Raw genomic sequence first — 16,837 nt, 5'->3', positions numbered from 1 at the left:
TCTGCCCCGCATGAGCACTCTGCCGCCGCGCGCCGGACGCCGCTGTCACAACGCCCTCAACTCCCTCCACTCGACGGTCTACTTCTCACCCGACCTCGACAAGGAGTTCACCGCACTCGGCGTCGACGACTGGAGCGCCGCCTATTTCGCCTCGCGTGCGGCGGCGATGGGTGCTGTCGGACCGGGCCCCGTCACCGCGGCGTTCTACAACTTCGACCACCGGCTCATCGCCCGCCATCTGCCCGCCGTGTGGTCGGCCGTCCCGCCCCGGGCGGCCCTGGACGCCCGGCTGCGCGCCGCCGACGCCACCCTGCGGCGGCTGCTGGGCGAGGAGACGACCGCCTCCCCGGAGATGGCCGAGGCGGCCGCTCTCGCCCTGCGCGCGACCGAGGCGTGCACCCGGCACTCCCGTCCCCTCTACGCCGCCCACGCCGACCTTCCGGTCCCCGAGGAGCCGCACCTGGCGTTCTGGCACGCCGCGACGCTGCTGCGCGAGCACCGCGGCGACGGCCACATGGCCGCGCTGCTGACCGCCGGGCTCGACCCGCTGGAGTCGGTGGTCAGCCACACCGCGACCGGCCGGGGAATGTCCCCGCGCTGGGTGATGACCACCCGGGGCTGGCGGCACGAGGATCTGGACGCGGCCCGCGAGCGGCTGCGCGGGCGCGGGGTGCTGGACGCCGCGGGCGAGCTGACCGAGGCGGGCCTGGCGCTCCGGGCGGAGCTGGAGGAGACCACGGACCGGATCGACGCGGCGCCGTACGAGCATCTGGGCGCGGCGGGGGTGGAGCGGCTGACGGAGCTGGGGCAGGGCTTCCTGATCACGGCGGCTTCGGCGGGCGCGTTCCCCGAGGACCTGATCGGGAAGGGCTGACCCCGCACCAGGCTGGGCATCTGATCGGAACGGAGGCACGCCGCCGTCCGGCCGACACCGGGGGTGGCCGGGCGACACGGCGCCCGGCCACCCGGCACAATGCAGGGCGAAGGGGCCCCGCCCCGGCATGCACAGCCAGTAGAGCCCGTACGAGAAGGCGAGTCGGTAGAACCGTGACGACGTCCATCGAAGGCAGGATCGCCGAGGAGCTCGGCGTACGCGAACGGCAGGTGAAGGCGGCCGTCGAGCTGCTGGACGGCGGGTCGACCGTGCCGTTCATCGCCCGCTACCGCAAGGAAGCGACCGAGATGCTCGACGACGCGCAGCTGCGCACGCTCGAGGAGCGGCTGCGCTACCTGCGGGAGCTGGAGGATCGCCGGTCGGCCATCCTCGACTCGGTGCGCGAGCAGGGCAAGCTGGACGCCGCGCTGGAGGCGCAGATCCGGGCCGCCGACACCAAGGCGCGCCTGGAGGACATCTATCTGCCGTTCAAGCCCAAGCGGCGTACGAAGGCGCAGATCGCCCGGGAGGCCGGTCTCGAACCGCTCGCGGACGGGCTGCTCGGCGACCCGTCCGCCGAGCCGCTCGCCGCCGCCGCCGCCTTCGTCGACGCGGACAAGGGCGTCGCGGACCCCGCGGCGGCGCTGGAGGGCGCGCGTGCCATCCTCACCGAGCGGTTCTCCGAGGACGCCGATCTGATCGGCGAGCTGCGCGAGCGCATGTGGTCGCGGGGCAGGCTGGCGGCCCGGGTCCGGGAGGGCAAGGAGGAGGCCGGGTCGAAGTTCGCCGACTACTTCGACTTCGCCGAGCCCTTCACCGACCTGCCCTCGCACCGGGTGCTCGCGATGCTGCGCGGCGAGAAGGAGGACGTGCTCGATCTGGTGCTGGAGCCGGAGGAGCCCTCCGACACGCCCGGCCCCTCCGCGTACGAGGGCCTGGTGGCCCGGCGCTTCGGGGTGGCCGACCGCGGGCGCCCCGGTGACAAGTGGCTCGGTGACACCGTGCGCTGGGCCTGGCGGACCCGCATCCTGGTGCACCTCGGCATCGATCTGCGGCTGCGGCTGCGCACCTCGGCGGAGGACGAGGCGGTACGCGTCTTCGCGTCGAACCTGCGCGATCTGCTGCTCGCCGCCCCGGCCGGGACGCGGGCCACGCTCGGGCTCGACCCCGGTTTCCGTAGCGGGGTGAAGGTGGCGGTCGTCGACGCGACCGGCAAGGTCGTCGCGACGGACGTCATCCATCCGCACGTACCGGCGAACAAGTGGGACCAGGCGGTGGCCACGCTGGCGCGGCTGGCGAAGGCCCACGAGGTCGATCTGGTCGCGATCGGCAACGGGACGGCGTCCCGCGAGACGGACAAGCTCGCCGGTGAACTCATCGACAAGCACCCGGAGCTGAAGCTCACCAAGGTGATGGTCTCGGAGGCGGGCGCCTCCGTGTACTCGGCCTCGGCCTTCGCCTCGCAGGAACTCCCCGACATGGACGTGTCGTTGCGCGGGGCCGTCTCCATCGCCCGGCGGCTCCAGGACCCGCTCGCCGAGCTGGTGAAGATCGACCCGAAGTCGATCGGGGTCGGCCAGTACCAGCACGACCTGTCCGAGGTGAAGCTCTCGCGCTCGCTGGACGCCGTCGTCGAGGACTGTGTGAACGGTGTCGGCGTCGACGTCAACACCGCTTCGGCGCCGCTGCTTTCACGGGTGTCGGGGATCGGCGCGGGCCTCGCCGAGAACATCGTGGCGCACCGTGACGCCAACGGCCCCTTCCGGTCCCGCAGGGCGCTGAAGGACGTGTCGCGGCTGGGCCCGAAGGCGTACGAGCAGTGCGCGGGCTTCCTGCGCATCCGGGGCGACGACCCGCTGGACGCCTCCAGCGTGCACCCGGAGGCGTATCCGGTGGTGCGGGCGATGGTGAAGAGGACGGGCGGCGACGTCGCCTCGCTGGTCGGCAACACGGGGGTGCTGCGGTCGCTGCGGGCCGACGACTTCGTGGACGAGAAGTTCGGTCTGCCGACGGTCACCGACATCCTGAAGGAGCTGGAGAAGCCGGGGCGCGACCCGCGGCCCGCGTTCCGCACGGCCACCTTCAAGGAGGGCGTCGAGAAGATCGGCGACCTGGAGTCCGGCATGGTGCTGGAGGGGGTCGTCACCAACGTCGCGGCGTTCGGCGCCTTCGTGGACATCGGGGTCCACCAGGACGGTCTGGTCCATGTGTCGGCGATGTCGCGGACGTTCGTGAAGGACCCGAGGGACGTCGTGAAGCCGGGTGACATCGTGAAGGTCAAGGTCATGGACGTCGATGGGGCGCGGAAGCGGATCTCACTGACGCTGCGGCTGGACGACGACGCGTCGGCCGGTGCGGGCTCCCAGGGCGGCGGTCCGCGGCGTGAGCGCGGTGAGCGCGGCGGTCAGGGTGTTCGGCCGCCCCGGCAGCGCCAGGGGCAGGGACAGGGACAGGGCGGTGGTCAGGACCGTGAGCGGCGCGGTGGCGGCGCGGCCCGGCCGGCCCAGGCGCCGGTGAACAGCGCGATGGCGGACGCCCTGCGGCGGGCCGGTCTCGCCGATCCGGAGCGGGGCGGCGGCCGGAAGCGGTAGGGACGCCCCCCGGTCCGGCGCCGTCGGGCGGGGAGGCGGTACCGGGGGCGCGGCCCGGCCGGGCCGTGCCCCCGGTGCCCCGTGTCTCAGCGGTCCGTCCGGTCGAACGGCGGGAAGGTCGGCGGGAAGAGCACGTCGGCGGGGCGCCTCAGCGTGTCGCGTTCGCCGTAGGCCTCGCGCATCCGGTCGAAGAGGCCCTGGGCACGTCGGCGCAGTCCGGCCGGGTCGACGCCGGGGAGGCGGCCGTCGGTCATGACCGGGCGCCCGGCCACGACGGAGTGGGTGGCCTGCCGGGCGGTGCCGTTGAGCAGGAAGGTGCGGACGGGGTCGTCCTGGACGCCGTCACGGAGATCGTCCAGCCGGAAGGCGACCAGGTCGGCCTGGGCGCCCGCTTCCAGCCGCCCGAGGTCGGTGCGGCCCAGGGCGGCGGCTCCGCCGAGGGTGGCGGCCTCCACGTAGTGCTCGGCGGGTGCCGCGTCCGCGCGCCCGTCGGCCACCTTCGCGAGGTGGACGCCGAGGTCCATGCCCCGGATCAGGTCCGGCGGGAAGGAGTCGGTGCCCAGGCAGAGGTTGATGCCCGCCCGCCGGTACGTGCCGAAGGAGTGCAGCATCTGCCCGTAGCGCAGCGAGGTCTGCGGGCAGTGGATGACAAAGACGCCCGCCGCTGCCAGTCTCGCCAGGTCGCCGCGGTCCTCGCCGTGCACGTCGGGGTGCCGGTCGATCACGATGCCGTGCGGTACGAGCAGCCGGGTGTCCAGCAGGCCGGTGCGTTCGAGCAGTCCCAGGGGGGTGGTGCCGTGCAGCTGCCGCACCAGGTCCCGTTCGCGCATGCCCTGGAGACAGTGGATCCGTACCAGCGCGTCGCGCCGCCGGGCGGTCGCGGCGGTCTCCCGCAGCAGCTCCTCGGTGAGCGTCTCGATCCGGCAGGGCAGCAGCACCCCGTTGACCAGCGGGTCGTCCAGGGCGGCCGCGTGGTCGAGGAAGCGCACGGCATCCCTCAGCCCGGCACGGCCCCGCTCCTCGTCGAACGCCACGCCACGGCTTCCGTCGGGCTGGGTGACATGGACACCGGAGCGGTAGGCGGGCCCCAGATAGCCCCGCAGCCCGATCCGCCGGGAGGTCTCCGCCATGGTGACCAGTTCCTCGTACGGCTCGGCCCAGGCGCTGTGGACCTCGGAGGCGATGGGCATGTACGTGGTGATGCCGTGCAGGGCGAGCTGGACGAGCGCGTACTCACGGACGGCGGCCCGCTCCGCCGGGGTGAACACGTCGCGCCGCCGGCCGGTGAAGTACTCCCGCGACCAGACGAGTCCGCTGTCGGTCTCCGGCGGAGCCCAGGAGTCCAGGACGAGGTGGTCGATGTCGGTCAGCGCGTCCAGGTCGATCAGACCGGGTGTCACCAGCGTCTCGCCGAGATCCAGGTCCACGTCCACCGGGCCGTCGTAGCCGGTGCCGACGTACAGGACCGTGCCGGCCTCCCAGACGATCTCGCCGTCCCGCAGCAGCGCGTGGCCCCCGTCGCGGTGGGCGAGGATGTGCCGCGCCCGCCAGCGGGTGCGCACGGGGGGCATCTCCCGGCCCGGGGTCACCGCTCGGTCACCCGCCCGGCCGCCACGTCGATCCGGCGGGTCGTGCGGACCGCTTCCAGCATGCGCCGGTCGTGGGTGACCAGCAGCAGCGTCCCGGTGTACGAGTCCAGCGCCGATTCCAGCTGCTCGATCGCGGGCAGGTCGAGGTGGTTGGTCGGCTCGTCGAGCACCAGGAGGTTGACGCCCCTGCCCTGGAGCAGGGCGAGCGCCGCGCGGGTGCGTTCACCCGGGGAGAGCGTCGTCGCGGAGCGCATCACGTGGTCGGCGCGCAGGCCGAACTTGGCGAGCAGGGTGCGTACGTCGGCCGGTTCGGTGTCGGGCACGGCCGCGCAGAACGCCTCCAGCAGCGTCTCCGTACCGTGGAAGAGCCTGCGGGCCTGGTCGACCTCGCCGACCACCACGCCGGAGCCGAGCGTCGCGTGCCCGGAGTCCAGCGGGAGGCGGCCGAGCAACGCGGCCAGGAGGGTGGACTTGCCCGCGCCGTTGGCGCCGGTGATGGCGACCCGGTCGGCCCAGTCGAGCTGGAGGGAGGCCGGGCCGAAGACGAAGTCACCGCGCACGGCCCGCGCCTCCCGCAGGGTGGCCACCACCGCGCCGGAGCGGGGCGCGGAGGCGATCTCCATCCGCAGTTCCCACTCCTTGCGCGGTTCCTCGACGACATCGAGCCGCTCGATCATGCGCTGGGTCTGCCGGGCCTTCGCGGCCTGCTTCTCGCTGGCCTCGCTGCGGAACTTGCGGGCCATCTTGTCGGAGTCGGTCGCCTTGCGACGGGCGTTCCTGACGCCATTGTCCATCCAGGAGCGCTGCATCTGGGCGCGTCCTTCGAGGGCGGCGCGCTTGTCGGCGTACTCCTCGAAATCCTCCCGGGCGTGCCTGCGGGCGCGCTCGCGCTCCTCCAGGTAGGCCGCGTACCCACCGCCGTAGAGGTTGATCTGCTGCTGGGCCAGATCCAGTTCGAGGACCTTGGTGACCGTGCGCATCAGGAACTCGCGGTCGTGGCTGATGACGACCGTGCCCGCGCGGAGCCCGGAGACGTAGCGCTCCAGCCGTTCCAGACCGTCCAGGTCGAGATCGTTGGTGGGCTCGTCGAGCAGGAAGACGTCGTACCGGGACAGCAGGAGCGAGGCCAGTCCGGCGCGGGCGGCCTGGCCGCCGGAGAGCGCGGTCATCGGCAGGTCGAGGCCGACGGTCAGGCCGAGCTCGGCCGCGGTCTCCTCGGCGCGCTCGTCCAGGTCGGCGCCGCCGAGGGCCAGCCAGCGCTCCAGGGTCTCGGCGTACGCGTCGTCCGCGCCGGGCGTCCCGTCGACGAGCCCCTGCGTCGCGGCGTCCATCGCGGCCTGGGCCTCGGCGACGCCGGTGCGGCGGGCCAGGAACTCCCGTACGGTCTCGCCCGCCCGCCGCTCCGGTTCCTGCGGGAGGTGTCCGACGGTGGCGGTGGGCGGGGAGAGCCGCAGCTCGCCCTCCTCGGGGCGGTCGAGTCCGGCGAGGAGCCGGAGCAGCGACGATTTTCCGGCCCCGTTGGCTCCGACGAGACCGATCACGTCGCCGGGCGCGACGACGAGGTCGAGCCCGGCGAAGAGAGTGCGGTCGCCGTGTCCGGCGGCGAGGTTCTTGGCGACGAGAGTGGCAGTCATCAGGGGATCGATCCTAAGCACTGTTTCCCAGATCATGTTCGCAGCCAGATGGCGAGGGCTGCGCGTGTGACGGTGCCGAGGTAGACGGAGGCGCGTTTCTCGTAGCGGGCGGCGACGGCACGGAAGCCTTTGAGGCGCTTGATGGTGCGTTCGGCAGTGCTGCGCTTCTTGTAGCGCTCGCCGCCGAACCCTGTAGGCCGACCGCCTCGGGATGCCCGGTTCTTGCGATTCCTTGGCTGGTCGAGACGTTCGGGGATGGTGTGCCGGATTCCGCGGCGCCGCAGGTAGCGGCGGTTCTTCCGGGACGTGTAGGCCTTGTCTGCCAGGACCTGGTCGGGCCGGGTACGAGGCCGGCCGGCTCCGGCCCGGGGTACGGAGATTGCTCCAGCACCCGCTCAAGCTGGGGCTACACGCCAGCAAGATTGCGTTACGAGTTCTTAGTAGGGAATACCCCATGGCTGCGAGCCGGGCAGCGGTGGTGTGGCCGGGACGCGCCGCAGGTCGCGGAGTCCGCCGCCACCGCAGAAAAGACGGCGTGATTTTCATCATTCGATGTTTTGCATAAGAAACACACCTTGCTCCCTCCAGTCGCGCGTTCACGACTTCAAGGGGGAAATCGGGTAAAAGGTCGTTTTAGTTATGGAAGGTCGCGGCAGGGATGCGTCGTCTTGGGCCGGGACAGCGGGAATCCCGCGGAAATCGCGGCAGGAGCGGAGGACGATGCCAGCATTCGGGGCAGTCAGACGGATGAGGTCCGTGGTCGTGGCAGGGGTCGTCGCGTCCATGCTCTTCGGGATGGTGTCGGCGGAAGCGGCGGCCCCTCAGGACGGTCCGGCGACCAGGGCGGTGACGCCCCGTCTGGTGAAGGTACTGGGGCTTCCGCGCCCGAACAGCTTGGACAGCGAGGTGCGGGCCGACTTCGTGATCGCGGTGCCGACCGGCACGTCGCCCTCACTGGTCCGCTACGACTGGAACGGCGACGGGACGGTGGACACCACGGCCACGCTGAAGACCGGGCCGGGGATCGACCAGGAGTATCAGATCGTGCGGCGCGAGCCGATGGGCGGCGGTGAGGACTGGCTCACCCTCACGCTGCGCGGCGATGGCGCGTACGACAACGCGACGTGCCCGGACACTCCGGTGAATCTCAAGGCAGAGGTCACCGTGTCCGGCACCGTGATCACCGTCCCGATGCCGATGGACCAGCGCAGTTTCAACGCCTGTCCCGGCAACGGCAGGCCGCTGATGCGTCTGCCCTGGGACAACGTGTGGAACAGTCCGGACGGGAACAGCCAGGACGGCTGGGGCACGGTCACATCGGACGGCAAGGTCCCCGGTGACAAGTTCGTCCTGGACGCCGACAACCCGTTGACCGTCAGTACGGCCGGGCAGAACGACTGCGGCGTCACCGGCACCGTCTGGTACCAGTTCGTCCGCGAGGACGGCAGCCCCACGCTGCTGACGCCCAGCCCGGTGAGCGTTTCGGTGACCTCGCACCACGCCGATGTCTCCAAGCAGGTCGCCCTGCCCGCAAAGGACTTCGGGCCGGACGGTCCCGGCTACTACAAGTTGCTGGCCTGGCCGGAGGCGAAGAGCCGGGACGGTTCGGTGGACTGCGCCGCACGGACGTGGACGCCGGGGGACGTGGCCAACTCATTCCAGGTGGGTTCGGTCTTCTTCGTCAGCACCACCCAGGCGCAGCTGGCCAAGTCGTTCAGCCCGGCCACCGTGGCCGTGGGCGGAACCACCAGGCTGACCTATACCGTGTCCACTGCGGCGGGCGCGACCGGCCAGAACGGCCTCGCGTTCACCGACACGCTTCCCGCGGGGCTGGTCGTCGCCCCCACCTCCGCGACGGAGACGACCTGCGGCGGCACGGTCACGGCATCCGGCGGCACGGTGTCCTTCAGCGGGGGGTCGATCGGCCCCGGGCCGAAGACGTGCACCGTGTCGGTGAACGTGACGTCGTCACCGGCGGTGGTCACCGCGACACCGTGCCCCGCACCCGCGCTGACCAACGGTGCGGACCGGATGAGCGGTCTGGCGCCGAGCAACCTGGTGCTGGCGTCCCCGTTCGGCGCCTGCGTCTCGATGACCGGCGGGGCGACCCTCGTCAAGAGCGCCGACCGGGCTTCCGCGGCACCCGGCGAGTCGGTCAACTACCGTCTCGTGGTGTCGAACCCCGGCACCGCGCCGATCGCCGGACTCAGTCTGCTGGACGACGTCTCCCAGGTCGTCGCCCACACGGGTACGCCGACGGCGCTGACCGCCGTGGCCTCCCCGCCCGCCACGGCCGCAGCCCCGCAGTTCGACGCGGCGAACCAGCGCGTCACCTGGTCGGGCAGCGTCCCGGCGGCCGTCAGCGGTGTCGCCGGTACGGTCACGCTCACCTACACGGTGAAGGTGAACGACCCGGTCGCAGCCGGCACTACCCTGACCAACACGGCCAGTTCGACACCGGACCTGTGCGGCTCCGCCACTCCGAGTCCGTGCCGGGCGGCCGTCGTCGTCGCCGCGGCGGCGGCTGACCTGTCCGCCGGGAAGGCGCCGGTGGGCAACACCGCCGTCGGTCCGGGGACCACCTTCCAGTACACCGTGACCGCCGCCAACGCCGGCCCCTCGCAGGCCGTCAACGTCAGGGCGACCGACACCCTCCCGGCAGCGCTGTCGTTCGTCTCCTCGTCCAGCGGCTGCACGGGAAGCGGCGGGACCGTCAGCTGCGGTCCCCAGGCCGTCCTGCACGCCGGCGAATCCGCCTCGTGGACCTTCACGGTCCGCCTCGACCCGGCGTACACCGGCAACGGTTCGGACATCGCCAACCAGGCGGCCGTCTCGTCCGACACCAGCGACCCGGACCCGGCCAACAACACCGGCCCCCAGCCCGGCGCCGGCCTGCCCGGCGGGACACCCGCGCCGGCTCAGGCCGACCTTGAGCTGGGCAAGGGCGCCGGGCCCTGACCCGCTCACACCCCCACAGGACTCACAAGGGCGCACCACCGCGCCATCCCCCTTCTGAAAGGCGTCGCCGGTCATGCCAGGAATTGTTCGAAAAGTACAGGTGAGCGCATTCGTCGCCTGCACAGCACTGGCCCTGGGGAGCGTGCCCGCCACGCTCCCCGCAGCCCAGGCGGTGACGCCGGGCGAGACCTTCACCTACACGCTCAGCGTGAAGAACAACGGCCCCGCGGTGGCACACAACGTGACCGCCACCGACACCCTGCCCGCCCATGTGACCTTCGTGTCGTCGCCCGACGGCTGCACCGCGGTCGGGCAGGACGTCAGCTGCGGGCCAGAGCCGACGCTGGCCGTCGGGCAGTCCAAGACCTGGAAGGTTCTCGCCAAGCTCGACCCGGCGTACATCGGCGACGGCTCCGACCTCGGCAACATCGCCGCGGCGAAGTCGGACACCAACGACAGCAACCCCGCCAACAACACCAACCCTCCCGTGCTGCCCCCGGGCCCGTTCACCCCGCTGGCCGATCTGTCCGTCGGCAAGGTGCCCCTCGGCAGCACGATCGGCCCCGGCGAGACGTTCCAGTACACCGTGACCGCCGCCAACGCCGGCCCGTCGCAGGCCGTCAACGTCAAGGTGACCGACACCCTGCCCAGCCAGCTGTCCTTCGTTTCCTCGTCCGACGGGTGCACCGCCAGCGGGCAGGTCGTCAGCTGCGGACCCGAGCCGGCTCTCGCCCCCGGCGGCAGCAAGGCCTGGACGTTCACGGTCCGCCTCGACCCGGCGTACACCGGCAACGGTTCGGACATCGCCAACCAGGCGACCGTCTCGTCCGACACCAGCGACCCGAACCCGGCCAACAGCACCGGCCCGACGCCAGCGGCCGGGCTGCCCGGAGGAGCGGTGAACTCCGGTAACGCGGACCTGGAGATCTCCAAGGAGGTCGAGAGCACGCAGCCCGCGGCAGCGGCAGCCGGACAGCGGACCGGCTCGCCGAGCACACGGCCCAGCGGGCGTCGTCTTCCCGGTGCGCCGCGGGTCCAGGCCGAGGAGACGGTGAAATGACCGCAGGCGCATGGCGGTTCGCTGTCCGGATCCTTGTCGCGGCAGCTGTGCTGTCGTGCGCCTCCGTCACGGGTGCGAGCGGGGCCGTTCCGGACGCCGTACATCGTCCGACGGCCCCTGCGCCCGCTCCCGGGCCGCGGGCCGGTCTCAGCGGGGCGGTCGAACTCCGTGCTGTGGCGCCAGGTTCGGCCCCCCGTGAGGTCCACCCCGGTGACCTGCTCGTCTACACACTGACCGCGAGGAACAACGGGCCCTCCGTGGCGCGGAATGTGACCGCGGTCGACGAACTGCCCCGGAGTATCACGTTCCTGGGGTCGGACGACGGCTGCACCGCCGACGGGCAGACGGTGACGTGCGGGCCCGAGGCCCTGCTCGCCGTGGGCAGCACCCGGACATGGACGTTCACCACCCGCCTGGACCCCGCCTATCTGGGCGACGGCTCCGATCTGGGCAACGTCGCCGTCATCAGGTCGGACACGAACGACGACGACAGCGGCAACAACAGCAGTCCGCTGGTCGTCCCGCCCGGTCCGGTCGTCCCGACGGCGGACCTGGCGATCACGAAGAGGGCGGCGAGCGGCACGCCGGTTTCGCCGGGATCGACCTTCGACTACGTACTCACCGTCTCCAACAGCGGACCGTCCCAGGCTGCCGGGGTCGTGGTGACCGACACCCTGCCCGCAGCGCTGGCCTTCGTGTCCTCCGCGGACGGCTGCACCTCCACCGGGCAGAACGTGACCTGCCCCGAACTCGCCACCCTCGCCGTCGGCGCGTCCCGCACCTACACCATCAAGGTACGGGTGAGCGCCGACTACCGAGGCGACGGCTCCAGCATCCGCAACGTCGCGAAGGTCACCTCGGACACCGCCGACCCCGACACCTCCGACAACACCGCCGAGGCCGGTCTGCCGGGGCGGCCGCCGACCCGGGGACTCGCGGACCTCATGGTGGAGAAGACTGCCACGGGGCCGCAGGTCGCTCCGGGCGAGACGATCCCGTACACGATCACCGTCATCAACAAGGGCCCCGGTGACGACGCCCATCAGGTCGTCGTCACCGACCGCGTGCCCGCGCCGTTGACCTACCTGTCGTCACGGCCGGCCGGCTGCCGGTACGACGGCACCACCCGCACCGTGACCTGCCCCGCCAAGGACCTTCTGAAAGCCGGGGACACGCTCTCCTACACCCTCGTCATGCGGCTTGACGCCGCCTACCGGGGCAACGGATCGGACGCGGTGAACACCGCGTCCGTCACCAGCCAGGACGTCGATCCGGACACCGCCAACAACACCAGTACCGCACCGCTTCCGTACCACGGCCGTCCCGCCAAGCCCCGGCGGGACATGGCGGTGCACGCCTGGTTCGCCAAAAAGTCCGTCACCCCGGGCAAGACGGTTCGGCTGAAGACCCGCGTGCGCAACAACGGCCCGTCGGCGAGCAGTGGCCGGGGCACACACACCCTCTCGCTTCCCGCCGGACTGACGTTCGTCGACAAGATCCCACCGGGCTGCCGACGGAGCAGCCCGACCAAGATGGTCTGCGGCATCCCGCCCGGGCTGGACCCCCACGCCGGTCGCGACGTGATCCACGAGTTCTCCGTCCGGGTCTCGCCGCACGCCCGTGCGGGCCTCGTCCTCACCGGCCACGACCACGTCGACGAACCGGGCGACGGCATCCGCACCAACGACGACGCCGACTTCTCCGTCCGCGTCTGCCGCGCCGCCGACGGCCCCTGCTCCGGCCAGACAGGTCACCCGCCCAAGGGGCACAAACCATGCCGCGCCGGGCACCCCCCTCACTCCCATGGCCAGTGCCCCCGGCAGCAGCCCGCCGCCCACAGCAAACACCCAGGCCACTGACCCGCTCCCGCGCAGCCGGACGGCCGACGGTGAACACCGACTGAGACCAGAGAACGACGAAGGCCCGGACCGTGATGCGGTCCGGGCCTTCTGCTGGCGGAAGACGCGAGAGGAACTGCCGGGGCACGCAAGCCGACGTACGCGAATGCCGACGGGCGACCACGCCGACACGTACTGCACCGTGTGCCAGGCCGTCCTCAACAGGAGAGCGCCGCAACTGCGACCACGACTAGGGTCTTTCGTTTGGATCAGGCTGGATCAGGGAGCGGGGGCTGGTGCGTGCAGCTGCAAGGCGGAGGAAGGAGCCGACGCGGAGCGTTGGTGACTGACGACAACGCGGCAGATGTGCGTGCCGGCCCCCGCGAGCCCGGCATGATCCAAACGAGAGGCCCTAGTGACCTGAGTCCAAGGGCCTGGCGCCGGACCGCCGTCTGCCGGGCGACAGCGGTCCGGCGGCGGGCCGGGGGTCACCTCCTGGCCCCCTGCCCGCCTGGAGCGTCAGGGGCGGCCGTCACCCGGGACGCGCGGGGCCGGGTGCGGCGGGGTCACTCCCCGGGCCCCCGGCGCCATGGAGACGGCGTCCGCTGCGGTGGAGCCCGCGGTGGCGCGTACGAAGGCGCCGGTGCCGCCGACGAGGGGCAGCCGCGCGGTGGTGCGGGACAGGTCGAGGGTGAGGGTGGGGGTGGAGCCGGGCGGGTCGATGAGGTCGCGGTCGGTGCCCGCGACGATCAGGGCGAGGCGGTGTCCGGCCGGGACGACGTGGTCGGTGGCGGCCAGGTCGAGGGTGAGGGTGACAGGGCGGCCCGGGGTGAGCGGGCGGCCCTTGCCGGGCGAGGCGTAGGTGCCGAGGTCGGCCCACCCCCGGCTGATCACGGTCCGGTCGACGGCGGCGGTGCGGGCCGCGGTGTCGCGGTAGCAGGCGCTGTCGCCGGGGGTGCTCGCGCCCCAGCAGCTGCGGTCGGTGAGGGTGGTGATGCCCTCGCCGGAGGCTCCGTAGTCGCGGATGGTGTCGGGGCCGAGGTCCACCAGGACCGCGGAGAGGTGGGCGGTCGAGGTGGTCGGGGTGGCGGTGACGGTGACCGTCGAGGAACCGGAGAGCCGCAGGTCGGCGGTGAGCCGCCCGGTTCGGAACCCGGCCTTGGCGGTGGTGGTCCGGTCCAGGTCGGCGGCCCACTCCGTCTCGCTCTGCGCCGGATCGTCGGTGAACGTCTCGGCGGCGCCGGGGCGGGCGGGCCGCAGGCTCAGAGCGCCGACGCCGGGAGCGGTTCCGGAGCCGGGGTGCAGGGCGGTGGTGCGCGTGGTGCGGGGCGGCCAGACCCGGTCGGTGGACCACTGGCCGGGGTGGCGTTCGATGTCGGCCATCGGTTCGCGGTCGATGCCGTTGTCGTAGCCGAGGAGGTAGTGGTCGAACCAGCGGTGCAGGGTGTCGGCCCACTCAGCGCGCCGGAAGTCGAACGGGTCGACGTGTCCGGTCTGGGACAGCCAGATCTTGCGTTCCACGCCCTGCTCCGCGAGCGCGTCCCACCACTGGCCGAGGTGCTTGGTACGGACGTTGAGGTCCTGCATGCCGTGGACGGCGAAGACGCTGGCGCGCACCTTGCGGGCGTCCTTCACGTAGTCGCGCCCGGTCCACAGCGGTGTCCAGTCGCCGGTGCGGGGTGCCCCGTCGGCGAGCCGCTGCTGCACGGCGGCACAGCGTCCGAGCGCCTCGGGGCTGTCCACGTAGCCGGAGAGCCAGTCGGGGCCGCCGTCGTAGAGGGGCGCGCCCTGGGCGAAGTAGTAGTCGTACCAGGAAGAGATGGCGCTGATCGGCACGATGGTGCGCAGCCCCCGGACACCGGTCGCGGCGACGCCGTTGGCGATGGTGCCGTCCCAGCTCTTGCCGATCATTCCGGTGCGGCCGTTCGACCAGCCCGCCGTGGCGCGTGTGCCGCCGGTGCGGGTGGTGTAGGCGCGGGCGCGGCCGTTCAGCCAGTCGATCACGGCCTTGGCGGACTGCACGTCGGAGCGGCCGCCGACGTCGACACAGCCGTCCGAGCGATTGGTTCCGGCCAGATCGACGGCGACGAAGGCGTAGCCGCGCGGGACGAAGTAGTTGTCGTAGTGGAGCGGGAATCCGACCGGCCGGCCGTCGCTGTCGTAGGTCTTGAGCTGGCTCTCGTTACCGCGCCCGCAGCAGGAGTAGTACGGACTGGCGTCCATGATCACAGGGATCTTCCGGCCCTGGCGTGCGGGTTCGCGCGGCCGGATGATGTCGGCGGCGACGCGGTCGTCGCGGCCGTCTCCGTCGCCGTCGAGGCCGGTGTCGACCCAGACCGATTCGCGGACCGCGCCGGAGTACGAGTAGACGGGTTCGCTCAGCGGCGTCCGGGCCCCGCCGGAGCCCGCGCCCTGCGCGCCCGCCGGGGAGAGCAGGACGGCCATCAGGGCGGCGACGGCCGCCACCACCAGAGATCTGTACCTCGAACGGAGTCCGTGCGCACGTGTCGGCATGGGCGGAAGGTACCCCCGGCCAACTCCCCCGCGACAGAGGGCAGTCAGAGGCGAGAGTGACATGATCATGGCCTGAAACAACCCTGTCGCCCCGGCGGCCGAATGGCGATCGTGTGACAGCTGTGGCCATGGACACGACTGGGGCGGTGGTCGCTGAATAGGGTCTGCGTGACGGTTCAAGAGATCTTCCGCCCCGACCACTTGGAGCATTCCGTGCACCGCAGACTCATCGCCCCGAGCGCGCTCGCGATCTCCCTCCTGCTGGCGGTCCCGGCCTCGGCCGCCGGGGGCACCGCGGGCGTCCCGGGCATCGGCGACCCCTATTACCCGTCCAGCGGCAACGGCGGCTACGACGTCTCCCACTACGACCTGCGGCTGAAGTACCAGCCGTCGACCGATCTGCTGGAGGGCACGGCGACGATCCTCGCCACGACCACCCAGGAGCTCTCCCGTTTCAATCTGGACTTCGCACTGGACGTCTCCGAGGTGCGCGTGAACGGCAAGAAGGCCGGTCACACGAAGACCGGCGAGCAGGAGCTGGAGATCACCCCGGCCGCCCCGCTGGCGAAGGGCAGGGCCGTCTCGGTGGTCGTGCGGTACGCCGGGAAGCCCTCCGAGGCGAAGATCAACGGCTGGACGTCCTGGGTCCGCACCCCGGACGGCGCGGTGGCCGCGCAGGAGCCGGAATCCGCCGCCTGGTGGTACCCGAGCAACGACCACCCGCTGGACAAGGCGACGTACGACATCTCGGTGTCGGTGCCGGACGGGCTCCAGGCGATCAGCAACGGCACGCTCCAGTCCCAGAGCTCGAAGCTCGGCTGGACCCGCTTCAACTGGCGCTCCGGCAAGCCGCAGGCCACGTATCTGACGACGCTGGCGGTCGGGAAGTTCGACATCACCACCGACACCACGTCCGACGGGCTGCCGGTGCTCAACGCGTACAGCAAGGACCTCGGCGCCAACGCTGGTGCCGCGCGCGCCAGCCTTGAGCGGAGCACCGAGGTCGCGGAGTGGCTGACGGAGGTCTTCGGGCCGTACCCCTTCGAGGCGCTCGGCGGCTACGTGCCCAATGTGACCAGCGGTTTCGCCCTGGAGACCCAGACCAGGCCGTTCTACAGCCCGAAGCAGTTCGCCAGCGGCTCGAACGTCTCGGTGGTCGTCCATGAGCTGGCGCATCAGTGGTACGGCGACAGCGTCTCGGTCAAGGGCTGGAAGGACATCTGGATCAACGAGGGCTTCTCCCGCTACAGCCAGTGGCTGTGGTCGGAGAAGGAGGGCGAGGGGACCGCGCGGGAGCTGGCGGACTACACCTACGCCCAGCACCCGGCCGACGACCCGTTCTGGCAGGTGAAGCCCGGCGATCCGGGCCCGGACAACCAGTTCGACGCGGCGGTCTACGAGCGGGGAGCACTGGCGCTCCAGGCGCTCCGCGACGAGCTGGGCGACGAGACCTTCTTCGCGCTGCTCAAGGGCTGGCCCGCCGAGCACGCCTACGGCAACGCGAGCGTGAGCGACTTCCTCGGGTACGCGGAGCGGGTCTCGGGCCGGCCGCTGGCCTCGCTGCTGGACACCTGGCTGTTCCAGCCGGTACGGCCCGAGGCGCCCGCGGCGGACGGCGCGCGGGTCCTGCGCGGCGACGCGAAGCCCGTGCGGCCCGCCTCCTGGAAGAAGATCGCGGCGACGAACTCCGTGCACGACCGCCACTGACCGGCGCACCCGCGCCGCCGCCCCTCCCCCTCCGGAAGGGCGGCGGCGGACGGTTAGGCTGACGGCGCCGGC

General features: G+C 71.9%; 9 protein-coding genes and 1 pseudogene. 6 read left to right on the top strand and 4 right to left on the bottom strand.

From position 1 onward, the window contains the following. Positions 1-10: 10 nt before the first annotated feature. Both ACFVWY_RS16355 and ACFVWY_RS16350 read left to right on the top strand, forming a co-directional pair. Positions 11-874, top strand: a complete 864-nt coding sequence (locus ACFVWY_RS16355) for a hypothetical protein (RefSeq protein ID WP_389872246.1) — start codon at positions 11-13, stop codon at positions 872-874. A 173-nt stretch (positions 875-1,047) separates the two neighbouring features. Beyond that, the gene (locus ACFVWY_RS16350) at positions 1,048-3,465 is read left to right on the top strand and encodes a Tex family protein (RefSeq protein WP_389872244.1); all 2,418 of its coding nucleotides are present in this window, start codon (positions 1,048-1,050) and stop codon (positions 3,463-3,465) included. A gap of 86 nt (positions 3,466-3,551) precedes the next feature. Here the strand turns inward: ACFVWY_RS16350 and ACFVWY_RS16345 are convergent, their stop codons facing one another. From ACFVWY_RS16345 to ACFVWY_RS16335, 3 genes and pseudogenes are all read right to left on the bottom strand, one after another. Next, positions 3,552-5,027, bottom strand: a complete 1,476-nt coding sequence (locus tag ACFVWY_RS16345) for a chlorohydrolase family protein (protein ID WP_389872241.1) — start codon at positions 5,025-5,027, stop codon at positions 3,552-3,554. Between the two features lie 23 nt (positions 5,028-5,050). Further along, a complete protein-coding gene (locus ACFVWY_RS16340; protein WP_389872238.1) occupies positions 5,051-6,688 on the bottom strand; it encodes an ABC-F family ATP-binding cassette domain-containing protein in 1,638 nt (545 codons plus the stop codon). A gap of 32 nt (positions 6,689-6,720) precedes the next feature. Beyond that, positions 6,721-7,068: pseudogene (locus tag ACFVWY_RS16335) on the bottom strand (transposase); the annotation flags it as partial. A 382-nt stretch (positions 7,069-7,450) separates the two neighbouring features. On the opposite strand from ACFVWY_RS16335, the gene ACFVWY_RS16330 reads away from it, so the two are divergent. From ACFVWY_RS16330 to ACFVWY_RS16320, 3 genes are all read left to right on the top strand, one after another. Then, a complete protein-coding gene (locus tag ACFVWY_RS16330; RefSeq protein ID WP_389872235.1) occupies positions 7,451-9,646 on the top strand; it encodes a hypothetical protein in 2,196 nt (731 codons plus the stop codon). A gap of 100 nt (positions 9,647-9,746) precedes the next feature. Then, complete coding sequence (locus tag ACFVWY_RS16325; protein WP_389872233.1) at positions 9,747-10,706, top strand: DUF11 domain-containing protein; 960 nt, start codon at positions 9,747-9,749, stop codon at positions 10,704-10,706. Next, positions 10,703-12,565, top strand: coding sequence for a DUF11 domain-containing protein (locus tag ACFVWY_RS16320; protein ID WP_389872230.1), 1,863 nt, complete (start codon positions 10,703-10,705; stop codon positions 12,563-12,565). The genes ACFVWY_RS16325 and ACFVWY_RS16320 overlap by 4 nt, the downstream gene beginning before the upstream one ends. Positions 12,566-13,063: 498 nt before the next feature. On the opposite strand, the gene ACFVWY_RS16315 is transcribed toward ACFVWY_RS16320, so the two are convergent. Further along, entirely contained in the window at positions 13,064-15,058 is a 1,995-nt protein-coding gene (locus tag ACFVWY_RS16315) for a Xaa-Pro dipeptidyl-peptidase (RefSeq protein ID WP_389872228.1), read from the bottom strand. A 213-nt stretch (positions 15,059-15,271) separates the two neighbouring features. Here ACFVWY_RS16315 and ACFVWY_RS16310 point away from each other — a divergent pair, with 213 nt between their 5' ends. Further along, complete coding sequence (locus tag ACFVWY_RS16310; protein ID WP_389872226.1) at positions 15,272-16,765, top strand: M1 family metallopeptidase; 1,494 nt, start codon at positions 15,272-15,274, stop codon at positions 16,763-16,765. Positions 16,766-16,837 lie beyond the last annotated feature (72 nt).

This window comes from Streptomyces sp. NPDC058195 (assembly GCF_042883525.1).
GTDB lineage: Bacteria > Actinomycetota > Actinomycetes > Streptomycetales > Streptomycetaceae > Streptomyces.
This window is presented reverse-complemented; position numbering and strand designations above follow the sequence as displayed.